A 16,914-nucleotide genomic window follows, 5' to 3' on the forward strand; every position below is an offset into this window, starting at 1 on the left:
TTCCGGGGCGGGTCCGTCAAGACCGGCGCAGTTCCTCCTCCAGGGCGGCCGGGGTGGTCACGGGCAGCCTGCAGGCGAAGTTCCGGCAGACGTACGCGGCCGGGGAGCCGTCCACCAGGCCGCGTCCCTCCAGCAGGGGGACGCCGGACGAGCCGGGCTCGCCGAGTGCGACGACCAGGCCGGGGACGGCGGACGACAGGGCGGCCCGGTGCAGTGCGGCGGTGGCGGCGTCGTCACGGGGGCCGACCACGGCCACCTCGACCGGACCCGAGACGGCCGCCTGCGCCACGGCCAGCCCCCACCCGGCGAACCGGGCGTGCCGGGAGGCCAGGACGCTCACCGTGCCCAGGGCGGCCTCCGCCGCCTCCCGGTGCCGGGCCGACCCGGTCAGCGCGGCGTAGGACATCAGCGCCCCGGCGGCGGCGAACTGGCCGGAGGGGGTGGCGTTGTCGGTGGGGTCCTGCGGGCGCTGGAAGAGGCGTTCGGCGTCGTCGGCGGTGTCGAAGAACCCGCCGGAGCCGTCGGGGAAGCGGGTGAGCACGGTCTCCAGCAGCTGCCCGGCGCGCTCGAACCAGCGTGTCTCCCCGGTCACCCCGTACAGGGCGAGCAGTCCCTCGGCCAGGTCGGCGTAGTCCTCCAGGACGCCGGCGTTGCTCCCGGCCCGCCCGTCGCGCGAGGTGCGCAGCAGCCGGATGCCACCGGAGACCCCGGCGCCCTCCGCGTCCGCGTCCCGGATGTGCAGCTCGTCCAGCAGGACGGCCGCCGCCCGCGCCGCCTCCACCAGGTCGGGCCGGTCGAACAGGGCGCCGGTCTCGGCGAGGGCGGCGATGGCCAGGCCGTTCCAGGCGGCGACCACCTTGTCGTCGCGGCCGGGCCGCACCCGGCGGGATCGGGCCGACAGCAGGGCGGCGCGGACCCGCTCGAACCGCGCGGGGTCGTCCGGGTCGGACAGCAGCTGGAGCACCGAGGCGCCGTGCTCGAACGTCCCGACCCCCGTGACCTCGAACACCCCGGCGGCCCAGTCGCCGTCCTCCTCGCCGAGGAGCTCCTGGAGCTCGTCCACGGTCCAGACGTAGAACTTGCCCTCGACGCCCTCGCTGTCGGCGTCGAGCGCCGAGGCGAAGCCGCCCTCCGGGGTGCGCATCTCCTCCAGCAGGAAGGAGGCGGTCTCCAGCGCCACCCGTCGGGCCAGGGCCGAGCCGGTGGAGCGCCACCAGTGCGTGTAGACCCGCAGCAGCAGCGCGTTGTCGTAGAGCATCTTCTCGAAGTGCGGCACGATCCACCCGGCGTCCACGCTGTAGCGGGCGAACCCGCCGGCGAGCTGGTCGTAGATGCCTCCCCGGGCCATGGTCTCCAGCGTCCGCCCGGCCATCGAGAGCGCCGTCTCGGTCTCGGGGGCCCCCGCGGCTCCGGCGGCGGCGCCGTACCGCAGCAGGAACTCCAGGACCATCGAGGGCGGGAACTTGGGCGCGTCGCCGAACCCGCCGCGGTCGTGGTCGAAGGAGACGGCGAGGTTCCGCACCGCCGCGGTGAGGACCTCCGGGGTGGGCAGCGGGCCCGCCGGGAACGCCGCGTGCCCGCTCAGCGCTTCGACGATCTTCCCGCTCTGGGTGAGGACGGCCTCGCGATCACCGTTCCAGGCGTTGGACACCCCGGTCAGCAGGCGCTGGAAGTGGGGCCGGGGGAAGTAGGTGCCGGTGTAGAAGGGCAGGCCGTCCGGGGTGGCGAAGACGGTCATCGGCCACCCGCCGTGACCCGTCATCGCCTGGGTGGCGTTCATGTAGACGGCGTCGACGTCCGGCCGCTCCTCGCGGTCCACCTTCACGTTGACGAAGTGCTCGTTCATCAGCGCGGCCGTGCCCTCGTCCTCGAAGGACTCGTGCGCCATGACATGGCACCAGTGGCAGGCCGAATAACCAACACTGATCAGCAGCGGCACATCCCGCCGCCGGGCCTCGTCGAAGGCGTCCTGGCCCCACTCGAACCAGTGGACCGGGTTGTCGGCGTGCTGCAGCAGGTAGGGACTCGTGGCGTCCTTGAGCCTGTTCATCGAACGCTCCTGGGTGCGTGGTGCGTGTGCTCTCGTGGCGCGGGCGCCGAGGGCCGTGTCCTGAACTCTTTCCCGGATGAGTCTTTCCCGGATGGCGCCGTTCCACTAAATCAGGGGGCGGTCCGGTGGATCGAGCACGGCCCGGCGGGCGGGAGCGGGACGGGCGGCCCATGGGACGTTCCCGGGGCCGGGAGCCGGTGGATTCGGTAAAACGTGCTCCGTCTCTTGTCCACGTCGTTTATCTCATCAGCGAGGCACTATGATCACAAAAAATCACAAAAAGGACGAACTGCTCTTTAATCTCACCAGTTAGCTAGCTTCCTATAACGGGTGTGTAATGTTTCACTGTCTTCCCGCCTGCGGCTCGCGGAGGGAGGTACCTTTGGCGCGTTAGAATTCGCTTGAGTTCTGACTTTCTTTGCATCCCCCGGCCCAGGCTCCTGCCGTGCCTGGTAGGCCCTATAGAGCGGTTTGAGGATATGAACGCGACGGATGAGAAGCAGACCGAGATCGCATCGGGCGTCAGGGATCTGCGTGATGTGCCGCTCTCGCTCGTCCGTGAAGCGGAGTTCGACGACATCGTGCGCCGGCTCCTCCCCGACGCGTCGGGTGTCCGGCGCGTTCCGGTGGCCGCTTTCAACTCGTCGATCTGACGTGCGGGGAGGGCCGCCGTCGTGAGCGGGCCCTTCGTGCCTTTCCGGCAGTTCGTCCTCAAGGTCCACAGCCGGTGCGACCTCGCGTGTGACCACTGCTACGTCTACGAGCACGCCGACCAGAGCTGGCGCGGCAGGCCCAAGGTGATCTCCGACGAGACCGTCTCGTGGGCCGCCCTGCGCATCGCCGAACACGTCAAGGAGCACGGCCTCGACGCCGTGCACGTGGTCATGCACGGCGGCGAGCCGCTGCTGGCCGGGCGCGACCGGCTCGCCCGGACCGCGGCCGAGCTCCGGACCCGGCTCGACGGGCTCTGCACACTCGACCTGCGCATCCACACCAACGGCGTCCTGCTCGACGAGCGTTTCTGCGACGTGTTCGCCGAGTACGGCGTCAAGGTCGGCGTCTCGCTCGACGGCGACCGGGCCGCCAACGACAGGCACCGGCGCTTCGCCGACGGCCGCAGCAGTTACGACCCGGTCGTCCGCGCCGTGCGGTTGCTGCGCTCCCGGCCCGAGCTGTACGCCGGGCTGCTGTGCACGATCGACGTGGCGAACGATCCGATCGCGGTCTACCGCGCGCTCGCCGATCTCGACCCGCCCCGCATCGACTTCCTGCTCCCGCACGCCACCTGGGACGATCCGCCGCCGCGCCCGACGCCCACCGCCTACGCCGACTGGCTGATCGCGATCTTCGAGACCTGGGCGGCCGAGGGCGGCGCCCCGCCGGTCAGGATGTTCGAGTCGATCATCAGCACGCTCGGCGGCGGGTCGAGCCTCACCGAGTCGCTCGGCCTGCAACCGTCCGACCTGGTCGTCATCGAGACCGACGGGAGCTACGAGCAGGCCGACTCGCTGAAGACGGCCTTCGAGGGGGCGCCCGAGACCGGTCTGCACGTGCTGCGCCACACCCTCGACGAGGTCGCCCGGCACACCGGCATCCTCGCCCGCCAGCAGGGTCTCGGCGGGCTCTGCGACGAGTGCCGCGCGTGCCCGGTCGTGGACAGCTGCGGGGGCGGGCTCTACGCCCACCGCTACCGGAGCGGCTCGGGGTTCGCCAACCCCAGCGTGTTCTCCGCCGACCTGTTCAAGCTCATCACCCACGTCCGCGGCAGGAAGAGGATGTCCACCCCGACGCACACCGTGCCCGCCTCGGCCGTCGACACGCTGGCCTCCGGGCTGGGCGGGCGGCACGAGGTCTTCCACCTGGCCGAGTCGCAGCGCAGCCTGCGGCGGGCGCTGCTGGCGGCGGTCAACAGGGCCGTGAGCACGGCCGCCGACCCGGTCTCGGACGCGGCTGCCCATCCGGTCCCGGGCCCGGCCGCCACCGCCGGCCGGGCCGCCGGTGAGGACCCCGGCCACGACATCCGGGCGGCGTGGGAGCTGATCGCCACGCTGGACGGCACGCATCCCGGCGCGGTCGACTCCGTGCTCGCCCATCCCTACGTGCGGGTCTGGGCCACCGAGTGCCTGCGGGACAGGGGACACGCGGGCCACCTGGCCAACATCGCCGCGGCCGCCGCGATCCGCGCGGGCGTCACCGCCTCGCTCGACGTGCAGGTGCTCGGCGGCTCGGTGCACCTGCCCACGCTCGGCGTCCTGGCCGTGGACCCGGGCGGCGCGGCGCCGGGCTCCCGCCGTACGGCGCGGCTGGAGACGGCGGGCGGCTCCTTCCGGCTGCCCGGGCACGGAGCCCTCGGCACGATCACCCCGGACGGCGGCCACCGCGACGGTCAGCGGGGCTGGCACCCCGTCCGGCGGCTCTCGGCCGGCGGCTTCTCCGTCGCGCTGGAGGACACCGACCCGTTCCGGGACTGCCACCAGTGGCCCGCCGCCGGCCGCCTCACCGCCGAAGAGGCCGCCGCCTGGCAGCGGGCGTTCGAGGGCGCCTGGGCGCTGATCGAGTCCGATCACCCCGAATACGCCCCGGGACTGCGCGCCGGGCTCACCACGCTGATGCCGCTCACCCCGGCGCCCGAGGGCCGGGAGGTCAGCTCGACCGCGCGGCACGCCTTCGGCGCGGTCGCCGCGGCGCTGCCCGACGGTCCCGCCACGCTCGCGCTCCTCATGATCCATGAGTTCCAGCACGTCAAGATGGGCGCCGTCCTGGACATCCTCGATCTCTACGACGAGAAGGACACCCGGCTGTTCTACGCGCCCTGGCGGGACGATCCCCGGCCGCTGGAGGGCCTGCTCCAGGGCGCCTACGCGCACATCGCGGTCACCGGCTTCTGGCGGGCCCGCAGGCACTCCGAGCCCGATCCGGCGCAGGCGCAGTTCGCCCGCTGGCGGCGGGACACGGCCGAGGCCGTCGAGACGCTCGCCTCGTCCGGCGCGCTGACCCCGCTGGGCGCGCGGTTCGTGGAGCGGATGCGGCAGGCGGTCACCCCGTGGCTGGACGAGCCGGTCCCGGCGGAGGCCCTGGAGGTCGCGGCCCGTTCCGCGCGCGACCACAGGGAGAGGTGGACGGCCGCCTCCTCGCTCCCGGAGACCCCGTAGCCTCCGGAGGTCTCCCCCTTCTCGCAGGAAACATGGAAAACGCGGATCTGGCACTTTTCCAATAAATGCCGCGTTTCTATAGTGTCTTGCATACGGGAGGAGGCGGATGGCTGCGCCGTACCCTGCGGGGAGTTCTCCGGGGCCGTATTTTTTCTTCAGTTATGCTCATGTCCCGCCGCATGACGGGCCGGACTCCGGCGATCCGAACCAATGGGTCGAGAAGCTTTTCCGCGCGCTCTGCGACTACATCATGCACCACACCGGCCTGCCCGCCGGCGCGGCGGGATACATGGACCGGGGATTGCGGACGGGTGAGAACTGGCCGCGCGCCCTATCCGAACAGCTCTCCACCTGCCGGGTCTTCGTCCCCCTCTACTCGCCCCGGTATTTCGAGAGCGAGGCGTGCGGCAAGGAGTGGGCCTCCTTCGTGAACCGGGCCAGCGACCACATCGCGGCCGGCGGAGTGATGCCCGAGGCCATCGTGCCGGCGCTCTGGACGCCGGTCCGGCTGGAATGGATGCCGCAGGTGGCGCGGGACATCCAGTTCAACCACGCCGATCTCGGCAGGCACTACGCCGAGAAGGGCTTCTACGGGATCATGAAGCTCAAGAAGTACCGGGACCACTACCAGAACGCCGTCCACGAGCTCGGACGGCGGATCATCGAGGTGGCGGAGAACACCCCGATGCCGAGGGCGGACGTCCCCAACTTCACCGAGGCCCGGAGCGTCTTCGCCGACATCACGCCGGAACGGCCGCTCACGGTGACGGTCGTGGCCCCCGACCACGCGACCCTGCCGCCGGGCCGCAACCCCTTCTACTACGGGGAGACGCCGTCCCAGTGGGACCCCTACCGGACCGGCGACGAGCCGAGGCCGCTGGCCGCGTGCGTCGCCGAGGTGGCGCGGTCGCGCGGGTTCCTGCCGGAGGTCGGCTCCCTGGACGAGCACGCCGAGATGCTCGCCGCCGACGACTCCCACGCGCCCGGGGTGGTGCTGGTGGACCCGTGGTCGACGCGCGAGGAGGCGTGCAAGCGGGTGCTGCGCTCGGTGGACCGGACGGGCCGGCCCTGGGTGACGGTCATGGTCCCCTGGAACCGGGACGATCCCGAGACGACCGAGCACCAGGAACCGCTCATGGGCCATCTCCGGGCGGCCCTGGGCAACAAGCTCGCCGAGCCGGAGGCCAAGCCGTACGTCTCCACGTTCGACGACTTCAGGGGCATGCTCCCGGACGTCTTACGCAGGGCGGAGCAGCGCTATCTCAACCGCGCTCCCGCCTACCCGCCCGAGGGGGACAAGATCGATCGCCCGAAGCTGACCAGGCCCGAGGAGTGACCATGAGCGAAGGACAGGTCATCACCTTCTACTCGTACAAGGGTGGCACCGGGCGCACCATGGCGCTGGCCAACACCGCGTGGATCCTCGCCAGCGCGGGCAAGAGGGTGCTCGTGGTGGACTGGGACCTGGAGTCCCCCGGTCTGCACAAGTTCTTCAACCCGTTCCTCGCGCCGGGGGTCGTCGCCACCACCGCGGGCGTCATCGACCTGATCGCGGACTACCAGTGGGCCGCGATGCGCAACGAGCCCCGCCCCGGCGACTGGCACAAGGAGTACGCCAAGGCGGAGAAGCACGCGATCTCCCTCGACTGGGAGTTCCCCGACGGCGGCAGTCTCGACTACCTCTCGCCCGGCCGGGCCAACCGCGACTACTCCTCGCCGGTGTCCGGGTTCAACTGGGACAACTTCTACGACCGGCAGGGCGGCGGCCAGTTCCTCGACGCGCTGCGCGCCGACATGAAGGCCTGCTACGACTACGTCCTCATCGACAGCCGCACCGGGACCAGCGACATCGCGGGGATCTGCACGGTCCAGATGCCCGACGTCCTGGTCGACTGCTTCACCCTGGCCAACCAGGGCATCGACGGCGCCTCGCAGATGGCCAGGGACATCAGCGAGCGCTACCGCGACCGCAACATCAGGATCCTGCCCGTCCCCATGCGCATCGACATGGGCGAGAAGGAGCGGTGCGACGTCGGGCGGGCCCTGGCGCGCCGCAAGTTCGACGGCTTCCCCAAGGGCATGACGGCCGAGGAGTCGGACGAGTACTGGGGCGCGGTCGAGATCCCCTACACGCCCTTCTACGCCTTCGAGGAGATCCTCGCGACCTTCGGCGACGACGCGGCCCGGCCGGGCTCGCTGCTGGCCGCCTTCGAGCGGCTCACCGCGGCGATCACCAATGGCGAGGTCTCCGCGTTCCCGCGCATGGAGGAGGCCGTACGGCTCCGGCACCTGGAGCTGTTCGTCCGGCGGCACCCCGCGCTCCAGACCGACGTGCACGTCAGCTACGCGCACGAGGACCGGATGTGGGCGGACTGGCTCGCGGCGGTGCTCGACCGCCAGGGCTACCGGGTCATGCTGCGCGGCGTCGACGTGGACGAGACCGCGGACGCCGAGGCGGACGCGCCCAGGACCCTGGTGGTGCTCTCCGACGCCTACGTGCGCGCTCCCCGGGCGCTGGACAGGTGGGCGCAGACGACGGCCGCGGAGGCGGCGGGCCGGGGCGAGCTGATCCCGGCACGGGTCTCGGAGTCCCGCTTCCCGCCGCCGTTCGGGGACCGGGCGCTGACCGACCTGACCAGACTCGGTGAACGCCAGGCGGCCGAGACCCTGCTGAAGGCCTTCGGCAGGATCGAGGAGGTCTCGGCGGCGGACCTGTCCGCCGTGGGCGCGCGCTTCCCGGGCAGCGAGCCGAGGGTGTGGAACGTCTCCACCCGCAACGCCGCCTTCACCGGGCGCGGCATCGTGCTGGAGACCCTCCGCCGGCACCTGACGGGCGGCAGCACGGCGGTGGTGCTGCCGCAGGCGCTGTACGGCCTGGGCGGCGTGGGCAAGACGCAGGTCGCCCTGGAGTACGCCCACCGCTTCAAGGCCGACTACGACCTGGTCTGGTGGGTGCCCTCCGAGAACCGCGAGCGGATCAACTCCTCCTTCGAGGAACTGGCCCGCGAACTCGACATCCGGGTCGGGGAGAACATCGCCGAGGTCGTGGGGGCGGTGCGGGAGGCGCTGCGGCTGGGGGCCCCGCACTCCCGCTGGCTGCTGATCTTCGACAACGCCGGCGACCCCGACGAGCTGCGGGACTTCTTCCCCGGCGGCACCGGTCACGTGGTGATCACCTCCCGGAACCAGGCCTGGTCGAGCGTGGCCGCGCCCCTGGAGGTCGACGTCTTCAGCCGGGAGGAGAGCCTGGAGCACCTGAGCCGCCGGGTCCCCGGTCTGGCGGCCGAGGACGCGCTGCAGGTGGCCGCGGCCCTGGGCCACCTGCCGATCGCGGTGGAGCAGGCCGCGGCGTGGCTCGCCGAGACCGGCATGCCCGCGGCCACGTTCGTGGAGCAGCTGGAGTCGGAGACCGCCCGGGTCCGGGTGTTGTCGATGAAGCAGCCGGCCGACTACCCCCACCCCGTGGCCGTCACCTGGAACCTGTCGCTGAGCAAGCTCCGGGAGAACTCGCCCGCGGCGGTGCGGCTGCTGCAGCTGTGCGCCTTCTTCGCCCCCGAGCCGATCTCGATGTCCCTGCTCTACAGCGACGAGATGATCCGCTCGCTTCTGCCGTACGACGACTCGCTGCGGGAGAAGCTCGTGCTCGGCCAGGTGATCCAGGAGATCGGCAGGTTCGCGCTGGCCCGGGTGGACCAGGGGAACAACACCATCCAGGTGCACCGGCTGGTGCAGTCCGTCATCCGCAGCCAGATGTCGGCGGAGGAGCAGGAGAAGGCCTGCCACGAGGTGCACGTGATCCTGGTGGGCGCCAGGCCGCGCCAGGGCGAGGTGGACGACCCGGAGAACTGGACCCGCTACGACCTCATCTGGCAGCACCTGCAGCCGTCCCGCGCGACCGAGTGCGTGGAGGAGGAGACGCGGCAGCTCCTCACCGACCGGGTGCGCTATCTGTGGAAGCGGGGCGACTTCGACAGCGCGCTCACGCTGGGCGACCTCCTGGCCGGCTACTGGGAGGAGAAGTTCGGCCTGGAGGACCGCCAGCGCCTGCACCTGCTGTTCAACGTGGCCAACGTCAAGCGCTCCCAGGGCAAGTACCAGGAGGCCCACGACCTGGACGAGTGGGTCAGGGACATGCAGCGCAGGGTGGTCGGCGAGCGGCACCCGCACGCGCTCATGACCGCCGGAGGCCTCGCGGCGGATCTGCGCGGCCTGGGCAACTACACCAGGTCGCTGGAGATGGACAAGGTGACCTTCGACCGGTGGAAGACGCTGTACGGCGAGGACCACCCGCGCACCCTCGCGGCCGGGCACAACCTGGCGCTGTCCTACCGGCTCGTCGGAGACAGCCGCAACGCCCGCGAGCTGGACGAGGAGACCTTCCGGCGGCGTGACCGGGTGCTCGGCCCCACCCACCCCTACACGCTCTACTCCGCCTCCCAGCTCGCCCGGGACCTGCGCGAGCTGGGGAACTACCGCGAGTCGGTGGAGATCCTCAAGAGCACGCTCCAGCACTACAGGGAGACCCTGGGGGAGAACTTCGTCGACACCCTCAGGACGGCCAAGAGCCTGGCGGTCTCCCTGCGCCGGGCGGGCGAGCAGAACGAGGCGTGGCAGCTGGCCAAGGACACCGAGGAGCGCTACCGGCTGCGCTACCCCGGCACCCCCGACGCGCTCGCCGCCACCCTCGAGCTGGCCTGCTGCGAGTCGGCCCTGGACGACAAGGAGGGGGCCCGCGACCGCGCCGCGGCCATCGTGCGCATCTACTGGGAGAGCCTCGGCGAGACCCACCCCGGCACCCTGATCGCCCGGAACAACCTGGCGATCTACCTGCGCGGCACCGGGGAGGCGAGCCGGGCGGCGGGGCAGGCCGAGGAGGTGCTGCGGGGCCTGATCGACCGGCTCGGCGACACCCATCCCTTCACCCTGTCCGCGGCGATCAACCTGGCCAACTGCATGGCCGACGAGGGGCGGCGGGCGGAGGCCGAGGCGCTGGAGCGCCGCACGCTCGACGCGCTGCGCGACACGCTCGGCCCCGAGCATCCGGACACGCTCGCGTGCGAGGCCAACCTGTCGGTCACGCTGCACACGTCGGACCGTACGGCGCAGGCCGAGCGGCTCCGGGACCGGGTGCTGTCCGTCAAGGCCCGCGTGCTGGGCGAGGACCATCCCACCCTGGCCCACCTGCGGCAGTGGCGGCGGATCAACCGCGACCTCGAACCGCAGCCGTTCTGACGGCCCGGACGCCGCCCCGCTCCGGCCGGAACGGGGCGGCGTCCGCGGCGGCGGCCGGTCATCCGCCGGCGTCGGCCGTGGCGGCCGGTCACCCGTCGGCGTCGGTCGCGGCGGCGGGTCACCCGTCGGCGAGCCAGGTCAGGATGTCGGGAAGAACGTAAAGCGAGCCGAAGTGCGCGGCGCCCTCCTGGATGATCACCGTGGCGTCCGGGATCCGCTGCCCCAGCCAGCGGGCGTGACCGACGGGGGAGAAGACGTCCTCGTCCCCGTGCCAGAGCAGGGTCGGCACGGAGATGGCGGCCGGGTCGAAGCCCCACGGACCGCTGAAGGCGACCGCGTCGTCCACCCAGCCGCCCGCGGACTGCCGGAGCGCCTCGGCGAAGTTCATGGCCAGCATCCGCCGGATGCCGAAGTCGGCGACGACGTGCCGGTCGGGTTCGGGAAGCTCGGCGTCGAGCGCCGGGACCAGCTGGGTCGGGTCGGCCCTGACCCGGTCGGCGACACCGGCCAGCAGCACGGTGAGCGCGCCCGCGCCCCGGGCCGCCGCGGTGTACTCGATCACGTTCGACCGTGACATCCCCTCGAACCAGTCGAGTCCCTCGGCGCCGCGCGGGGCCAGCGGGACCAGCGCGGCCAGCCGGGTGATCCGCTCCGGCAGCAGGGCCGCGCAGGCCAGCGCGTGCGGCGCGCCGCCCGAGCGGCCGGTCACCGCGAAGCGCTCGATCCCGAGGGCGTCGGCCACCGTCGCCACGTCGGCCGCCACGTCGGCGACGCTCCTGCCCATGAGCCGGTCGGAGAGCCCGTACCCCGGCCGGTCATAGGTGATCAACCGGATCCCCATGCGGTAGAGGACCGTGGGGCGCGGCGACGGCCCGATCCGGCTGCCGGGCGTGCCGTGCAGCAGGAAGATCGGTTTCCCGTCCGGCACCCCACTCTCCTCGACCGCGAGCACCCTTCCGTCCGGCGTCCGCACCAGTGCCGTCAAGGTCGACCTCCCCGTCATCCGACCCTGAAGATATTTCCCGTTTTGTGGATTTCCGTACCCGGAGTTGACCCATCGGGTGGCGGCGGCGTCCGCCATCTCCCGCGGGCCCCGGGGGAGGCGTAGGCTCACGGAGCGTGGATCTCGACTTCGTCTGCACGCACTCCGGCCGGCCGGCCGCCGAGCTGACTCGGCGCGATGTGGCGCGCGCCCTTCTCGCGGTGCCCTCGGGGGTCGCCCTGGTGGCCCTCCCCGATCTCCGGCGCGCCATGCTGGCGGCGGGCAACCCGTTGTCGGTGACCTTCTGGGAGTCCGCCAAGGCGACGCTCAGCGCGATCGAGTCGGGGAACGCGACGGTGGGCGACGTGCAGTGGTGGCTGGAGTCGACCGGGACCGAGCCGCTGCTGCTGACCCGGAGCTTCTTCGTCTGGCCCGAGGAGGACGAACGGGGGCCGGTCGCCGCGGAGATGTACAGCCGGCTGGTCGCCTACCTGGAGGAGCGGGTCGTCGCAGGCGAGATCGACCCGGACGCCCTCGTGCGCCGGGAGGGCGGCGCCCGCGGCGCCTACGAGGAGCTGCAGGAGCGCTGGCTCGGCAGCCCGCTCCCCGACGGCCGGGTCCCCAGGACGGTGGTGAGCGACGAGCAGGACGAGGAGATGTTCGCCGCCTGGGACGAGGAGGAGGCCTACGCCCTCGCCGAGCTGCGGCGCATCCTGGCGGAGCTGCCCGAGCCCGCGCGGCCCGCCGCGGAGCTGCGCGCCGCGTGCGCGCGGCTGCGCGAGGTGCTGGTCGCGCCCGGATACCCCGGGAACGTGCTGCGGGCGTGCGCCGGATACGAGGGGCAGCCGCTGCCCGAGGACGACGAGGATCTCTGGCTGTCCGTCGTGGCGGGCATCGCCGGGCCGGTCTCCGACCTGTCGGAGGAGGACGACACGCCGGAGGTGTTCTCCGATCTGGAGAGCGAGCTCAGTCACGAGGACTCGGTGCTGGCCGCGCTGTGCGCCATCCACCACGCGGACTGGCTGGCGGTGGTCGCCGCTCTGGCGCGGCGCGGCCCGGGGGTGCTGGCCTCGCCGGAGCGGATCGCCCGGTTGATCGCCGAGTCCGACGACATCGACGTCGACCTGGACGACCCGGACGACCTGGAGGCCGCCGAGATGCTGTTCGGTTCGGTGACGCCGCTCTGGGCCTCACTGGGGATCGTGGACAAGAGCGAGATCCTGACCCCGCTGGGTCACTGGGGGCTGCCCCGGGCCCTGGAGCGGGCCTGGTCGTCGCCGGCCTGAGCCGCGCCGCGGGGCGGTCAGCGGGGCAGGGGCGTCAGCGGGGCAGGGGCGTCACAGTGGGGCGCGGAGGCGGTCAGCCCGGCTGGTCGCCGCTCTCCGGGCCCTGCGGCGCGGGCGGCTCGCTCCGCGCGGGGAGCTTCTGCGCCGGGACCTTGCGCAGCTCCGCCTCGGAGGGGACCTCGATCTTCGAGATCTGCCGCTTCATGGACTTGATGAGGAGGAACAGCGCGAACCCCAGCGCCGCCACGACGAGGAACCCGAGCAGACCCGGGCTGACGTCGCCTTTGGGGACGGTGTCGACGAATGCAATCACAGCTCAAGTCTGCCACCGCCCCCCCATGGTCGTGTCAGGGGCAGGCGTGCGACACCTCGTCGGCGTGGATGCCGGCGAACAGGTCGTCCTCGGGGAGCTCGGTGTCCACGAGCGAGCGGGCCAGGTGGTAGTCCTCGGTCGGCCAGACCTCCCGCTGCAGGTCGCAGGGGCAGACGAACCAGAACCCGTCCGGGTCCACCTGGGTGGCGTGCGCGAGCAGGGCCTTGTCGCGGGTCTCGAAGTAGTCGCCGCAGGGGACGCGGGTGGTCACCTCCCACTTCTGCGGGCGGTCCTCCCAGCGGGCGATCCAGTCGGCGTACGGCGAGCCGATGCCGCGCGCGGTCATGGCCTCGTGCAGCGCCTCGAAACGCGCCCTGGTGAACCCCATGTGGTAGTAGAGCTTCAGCGGCTGCCACGGCTCGCCGGCCTCGGGGTAGCGGTCGGGGTCGCCGGCGGCCTCGAACGCCTCCACCGAGACGCGGTTGGTCATGATGTGGTCCGGGTGCGGGTAGCCGCCGTCGTCGTCGTAGGTCAGGATGACGTGCGGCCGGAACTCGCGCACCGCCGCCACCAGAGGCGCCGCGGCGATCTCCAGGGGCTGGAGGGCGAAGCAGCCCTCGGGCAGCGGCTCGCTCTCGTCCTCCGGGAGGCCGGAGTCGACGAAGCCGAGGAAACGCTGCTCGACGCCGAGGATCTCGCGCGCGCGCTCCATCTCCAGCCGCCGCACCTCGCCGATGTTCGCAAGGATCTCGGGGCGGTCCATCTTGGGGTTCAGGATCGATCCCCGTTCCCCTCCGGTGAGGGTACACACGAGCACGTCCACGCCTTCGGCCACGTAGCGCGCCATCGTGGCGGCGCCCTTGCTGGACTCGTCGTCGGGGTGCGCGTGAACGGCCATCAGCCTCAGCGGTGCACTCACGGGCTCGGTGTCTCCTCTGTGACGGTCGCGCTGAACCCTCGCTCGCCTCGCGGGCGGGCGCTCGCGGCGCCGTCCGCGGGATGAGCTCCGGTCTCTCCGCTTCCTGGTTGGTGTGGATCACTCCAGGAAGAGGTTAGTTTCTCTAAGGCGGTGGCGGGGGCGAGGCCCCCGCGCGGGACAATTGTCTCGGATAACGCCGAGGGAGTGCAGGGAGATTCCGCCATGGCCACCAGCGAGGCCGAGCAGGGCCGATTCGAGGGCCCCGTGCTCGGCACCCCCGGTGATTTCCCGGACCGCCCGCAGCGCAGGGGGCGCTTCGTGGTGCACGGCGTCATCGCGATCCTCTGCGCGGTCCTGGCCGGCGGCTGGGGCTACATCATGTGGGCGGCCAAGGGCGACACCGAGGTCATCAGCCAGGTCGTGGCCTTCGACCTCGACCGGGCCGACCACGTCCGGATCACCTTCGAGGTCGTCAAGCCCGACGACCGGGCGGCCCGCTGCCGGTTGCACGCCATGGACGTCAATCACATCGAGGTCGGGGGCCGCGAGGTGGACATTCCCGCTGGTGAGGGATATGTCCGGCTTACCGAACGGATAGAGACTAGTGCCCAGGCTACTTCCAGCGACGTGGAGTACTGCTATCTCGTATAGTGAGACATTTGGGGAAGCGTTCGAGTCGTTAACTTGCTAGCCTGTCGAGATTCGACCGTCCGCTACCCGAAGCACGAAGCCCCACAGAGGAAGCAAGGAGAACCCGTGGCCCACTCCCAGAACGAGAGCGTCACCTGGCTCACTCAGGAGGCGTACGACCGCCTGAAGGCGGAGTTCGAATACCTCTCGGGGCCGGGACGCGTGGACATCGCGAAGAAGATCGAGGCGGCTCGTGAGGAGGGCGACCTCAAGGAGAACGGCGGCTACCACGCCGCCAAGGACGAGCAGGGCAAGATGGAGGCCCGCATCTTCCACCTCCGCCAGATCCTCGACTCGGCCAAGGTCGGAGAGGCGCCGCGCACCGAGGGCGTCGTCGGACCCGGCATGACCGTCACCGTCCGCTTCGAGGGCGACGAGGAGGAGGTCGCGTTCCTGCTGGCCTCCCGGGAGGAGAGCGGCGCCCCGATCGACGTCTACTCGCCCAAGTCCCCGCTCGGCGCGGCGATCAACGGCAAGAAGGTGGGCGAGAAGGCCACCTACACGATGCCGAACGGCCGCTCCAACACCGTGGAGATCCTCGAGGCCGTGCCGTACACCGGCGGCAACTGATTCCCGGTGCGCGTGCGCGCCGGGTCATAGCGAGACGGAAACGGACGATCCGCCGGGACCATGTCCCGGCGGATCGCCGCGTCTGCGGGTTCTCCCGCCCGCGGGCCGGGCGGCCACCCGTCCGGGCGGTCCGCGGCGCGGTGACGATCCGCGTCGTGGCGGAGCTTCGGTGCGGATGAGGGTCCGGATCGTGGCGGAGCTTCGGTGTGGACGGGGATTCACATCGTGGCGAAGCCTCAACGGACATCCTTTAGTGTCACGAGTGGACCGCTTTTCGGTGGGTTCGCGTGCGCCCGGGGGGCGATGTGCGGCAAGCTCCGACATACGGCGGGCCTCGACGCGGGATTCTTCGGGGCCCGGCAGGGCGTGAAGGGGGATGAGGTGTTCGAGCGGCGGGGGCGTGGCTCCGGACTGATCCGCCAGCTCCGTCAGGACTTCGCCTACCGCCCCAGGATCCGGTACGGCCACCGCGCCACCCGCCTGACGGCACAGGCCGTCCCGGCCATCGCGGTCCTCCTCGTCGCGGTCCTGACGGCCGACGTGGTGGTCCTCGCCCAGCTGTCGCCGGAGCGGGCCGGGGAGACCGTCGCCCTGACCAGGCCGGCGGCGAGGGAACCGGTGGCCGGGAGCGACGAGGCCGCCGCGGAGACCGGCCGGCCGCCGGCCCAGGCGTCCGCCGAGCCGGCCCCGCAGCCCGTCGCGCCGCTGACCGTGATCCGCAGACCGCACCTCTTCGTGGTCGCGAACCGGCCGCTGAGCTCGGTCGTGGTGGCGAAGGTCGCCCAGGTCGCCGGGGTGCGCGCGATCGAGCGCGCCGACGCGGCCGAGGTGCTCCTGGACGGCAAGCGGGTGCAGACGCTGGGGGTCGATCCCTCCACGTTCCGGGCCTACACCCCCCGGCCCACCGCGACCTCCGACCGGCTCTGGAACAGCCTGGCGGGCGGGGAGATCGCGGTCTCCTTCGTCCTGGGCAACGACGGGGGGATGACGCTGGGCAAGACCGTCACCGCCCCCGGGCACGCCCTGCGGGTGGGCGCCTACGCGACCATGGGCATGGGCGCGATCGACGCCGTGGTGTCCCGCCCGACCGCGCGCGCCCTCGGGATCCCGGAGAACAACGCGCTGGTGATCAGCGCTCCGGGGGCCGACACGGCCGGGCTCCGCAGGGCCCTGCTGAAGATCCTGCCCAAGGGCAGCCAGGTCGCCACGGTCAACCCGGTCTTCGCGCCGTCCCCGCGGAAGGTCTGGCCGGCGGAGGCGTTCATGACCGCGGACCAGGTGCGGACCGCGCTCACCGCGGCGATCGGCAAGCTCGGCCGCCCGTACGTGTGGGGCGCCGAGGGCCCGGACACCTTCGACTGCTCGGGTCTGGTGCAGTGGGCCTACGCCCAGGCGGGCGTCAGGGTGCCCCGCGTGACGCACCAGCAGTTCGTGTCGGGCCCGCAGATCCCCCTCGACCAGGCCCAGCCGGGCGACCTGCTGTTCTGGCGGCACGACCCGACCAACCCCGGATACGTCTCCCACGTGGCGATCTACTGGGGCGGCGGGAAGATGCTGCACGCCCCGAGGACCGGCGACGTGGTCAAGCTCGTCCCCGTCACGACGAGGAACTTCGCCGGGGCCGTCCGGGTCAGTCCGCAGATCGCCGTCCGCGTCCGGTAGCCGCACCCGCGCCCGGCGCTCAGGGGCGCGACCCGCGCCCGGCGGTCGGGGGAGCGGC

At 71.9% G+C, this 16,914-nt stretch carries 12 protein-coding genes; 8 read left to right on the forward strand and 4 right to left on the reverse strand.

Going from position 1 to position 16,914, the window contains the following annotated elements:
* Positions 1–16: 16 nt before the first annotated feature.
* Entirely contained in the window at positions 17–2,050 is a 2,034-nt protein-coding gene (locus Plo01_RS18380; RefSeq protein WP_203891850.1) for a thioredoxin domain-containing protein, read from the reverse strand.
* A gap of 479 nt (positions 2,051–2,529) precedes the next feature.
* Here Plo01_RS18380 and Plo01_RS18385 point away from each other — a divergent pair, with 479 nt between their 5' ends.
* The 4 genes from Plo01_RS18385 (at position 2,530) to fxsT (ending at position 10,434) form a co-directional block, all read left to right on the forward strand.
* Positions 2,530–2,703 (forward strand): FxSxx-COOH-like cyclophane-containing RiPP peptide, encoded by a 174-nt coding sequence (locus tag Plo01_RS18385; protein WP_203891851.1) that lies wholly within the window; start codon positions 2,530–2,532, stop codon positions 2,701–2,703.
* 21 nt (positions 2,704–2,724) lie between these two features.
* Entirely contained in the window at positions 2,725–5,202 is a 2,478-nt protein-coding gene (locus Plo01_RS18390) for an FxsB family cyclophane-forming radical SAM/SPASM peptide maturase (protein WP_203891852.1), read from the forward strand.
* 106 nt (positions 5,203–5,308) lie between these two features.
* Positions 5,309–6,538 (forward strand): TIR-like protein FxsC, encoded by a 1,230-nt coding sequence (locus Plo01_RS18395; protein WP_203891853.1) that lies wholly within the window; start codon positions 5,309–5,311, stop codon positions 6,536–6,538.
* 2 nt (positions 6,539–6,540) lie between these two features.
* On the forward strand, positions 6,541–10,434 hold the full coding sequence (gene fxsT, locus Plo01_RS18400) for an FxSxx-COOH system tetratricopeptide repeat protein (protein WP_203891854.1): 3,894 nt from the start codon (positions 6,541–6,543) through the stop codon (positions 10,432–10,434).
* A 118-nt stretch (positions 10,435–10,552) separates the two neighbouring features.
* Here the strand turns inward: fxsT and Plo01_RS18405 are convergent, their stop codons facing one another.
* Complete coding sequence (locus Plo01_RS18405; RefSeq protein WP_203891855.1) at positions 10,553–11,419, reverse strand: alpha/beta fold hydrolase; 867 nt, start codon at positions 11,417–11,419, stop codon at positions 10,553–10,555.
* A gap of 134 nt (positions 11,420–11,553) precedes the next feature.
* On the opposite strand from Plo01_RS18405, the gene Plo01_RS18410 reads away from it, so the two are divergent.
* Complete coding sequence (locus Plo01_RS18410; protein WP_203891856.1) at positions 11,554–12,702, forward strand: hypothetical protein; 1,149 nt, start codon at positions 11,554–11,556, stop codon at positions 12,700–12,702.
* A gap of 73 nt (positions 12,703–12,775) precedes the next feature.
* Here the strand turns inward: Plo01_RS18410 and Plo01_RS18415 are convergent, their stop codons facing one another.
* Together Plo01_RS18415 and mca are read right to left on the reverse strand one after the other, a co-directional pair.
* Positions 12,776–13,015 carry a hypothetical protein gene (locus Plo01_RS18415; RefSeq protein WP_203891857.1) on the reverse strand — a complete coding sequence of 80 codons (240 nt, stop codon included), beginning with the start codon at positions 13,013–13,015 and terminating at the stop codon, positions 12,776–12,778.
* A 34-nt stretch (positions 13,016–13,049) separates the two neighbouring features.
* Positions 13,050–13,934, reverse strand: coding sequence for a mycothiol conjugate amidase Mca (mca, locus tag Plo01_RS18420; RefSeq protein ID WP_203891858.1), 885 nt, complete (start codon positions 13,932–13,934; stop codon positions 13,050–13,052).
* A 222-nt stretch (positions 13,935–14,156) separates the two neighbouring features.
* On the opposite strand from mca, the gene Plo01_RS18425 reads away from it, so the two are divergent.
* The 3 genes from Plo01_RS18425 to Plo01_RS18435 all read left to right on the forward strand — a co-directional run bounded on the left by Plo01_RS18425 (position 14,157) and on the right by Plo01_RS18435 (position 16,856).
* Positions 14,157–14,585 (forward strand): DUF4307 domain-containing protein, encoded by a 429-nt coding sequence (locus tag Plo01_RS18425; RefSeq protein WP_203891859.1) that lies wholly within the window; start codon positions 14,157–14,159, stop codon positions 14,583–14,585.
* Positions 14,586–14,690: 105 nt separating this feature from the next.
* Positions 14,691–15,194: a transcription elongation factor GreA gene (gene greA, locus Plo01_RS18430; RefSeq protein WP_203891860.1), complete on the forward strand. Its 504-nt coding sequence runs from the start codon at positions 14,691–14,693 to the stop codon at positions 15,192–15,194.
* Between the two features lie 381 nt (positions 15,195–15,575).
* Positions 15,576–16,856, forward strand: a complete 1,281-nt coding sequence (locus Plo01_RS18435; protein ID WP_239316598.1) for a C40 family peptidase — start codon at positions 15,576–15,578, stop codon at positions 16,854–16,856.
* Positions 16,857–16,914: the final 58 nt, after the last annotated feature.

It is taken from the genome of Planobispora longispora, assembly GCF_016863135.1.
Taxonomy (GTDB): domain Bacteria; phylum Actinomycetota; class Actinomycetes; order Streptosporangiales; family Streptosporangiaceae; genus Planobispora; species Planobispora longispora.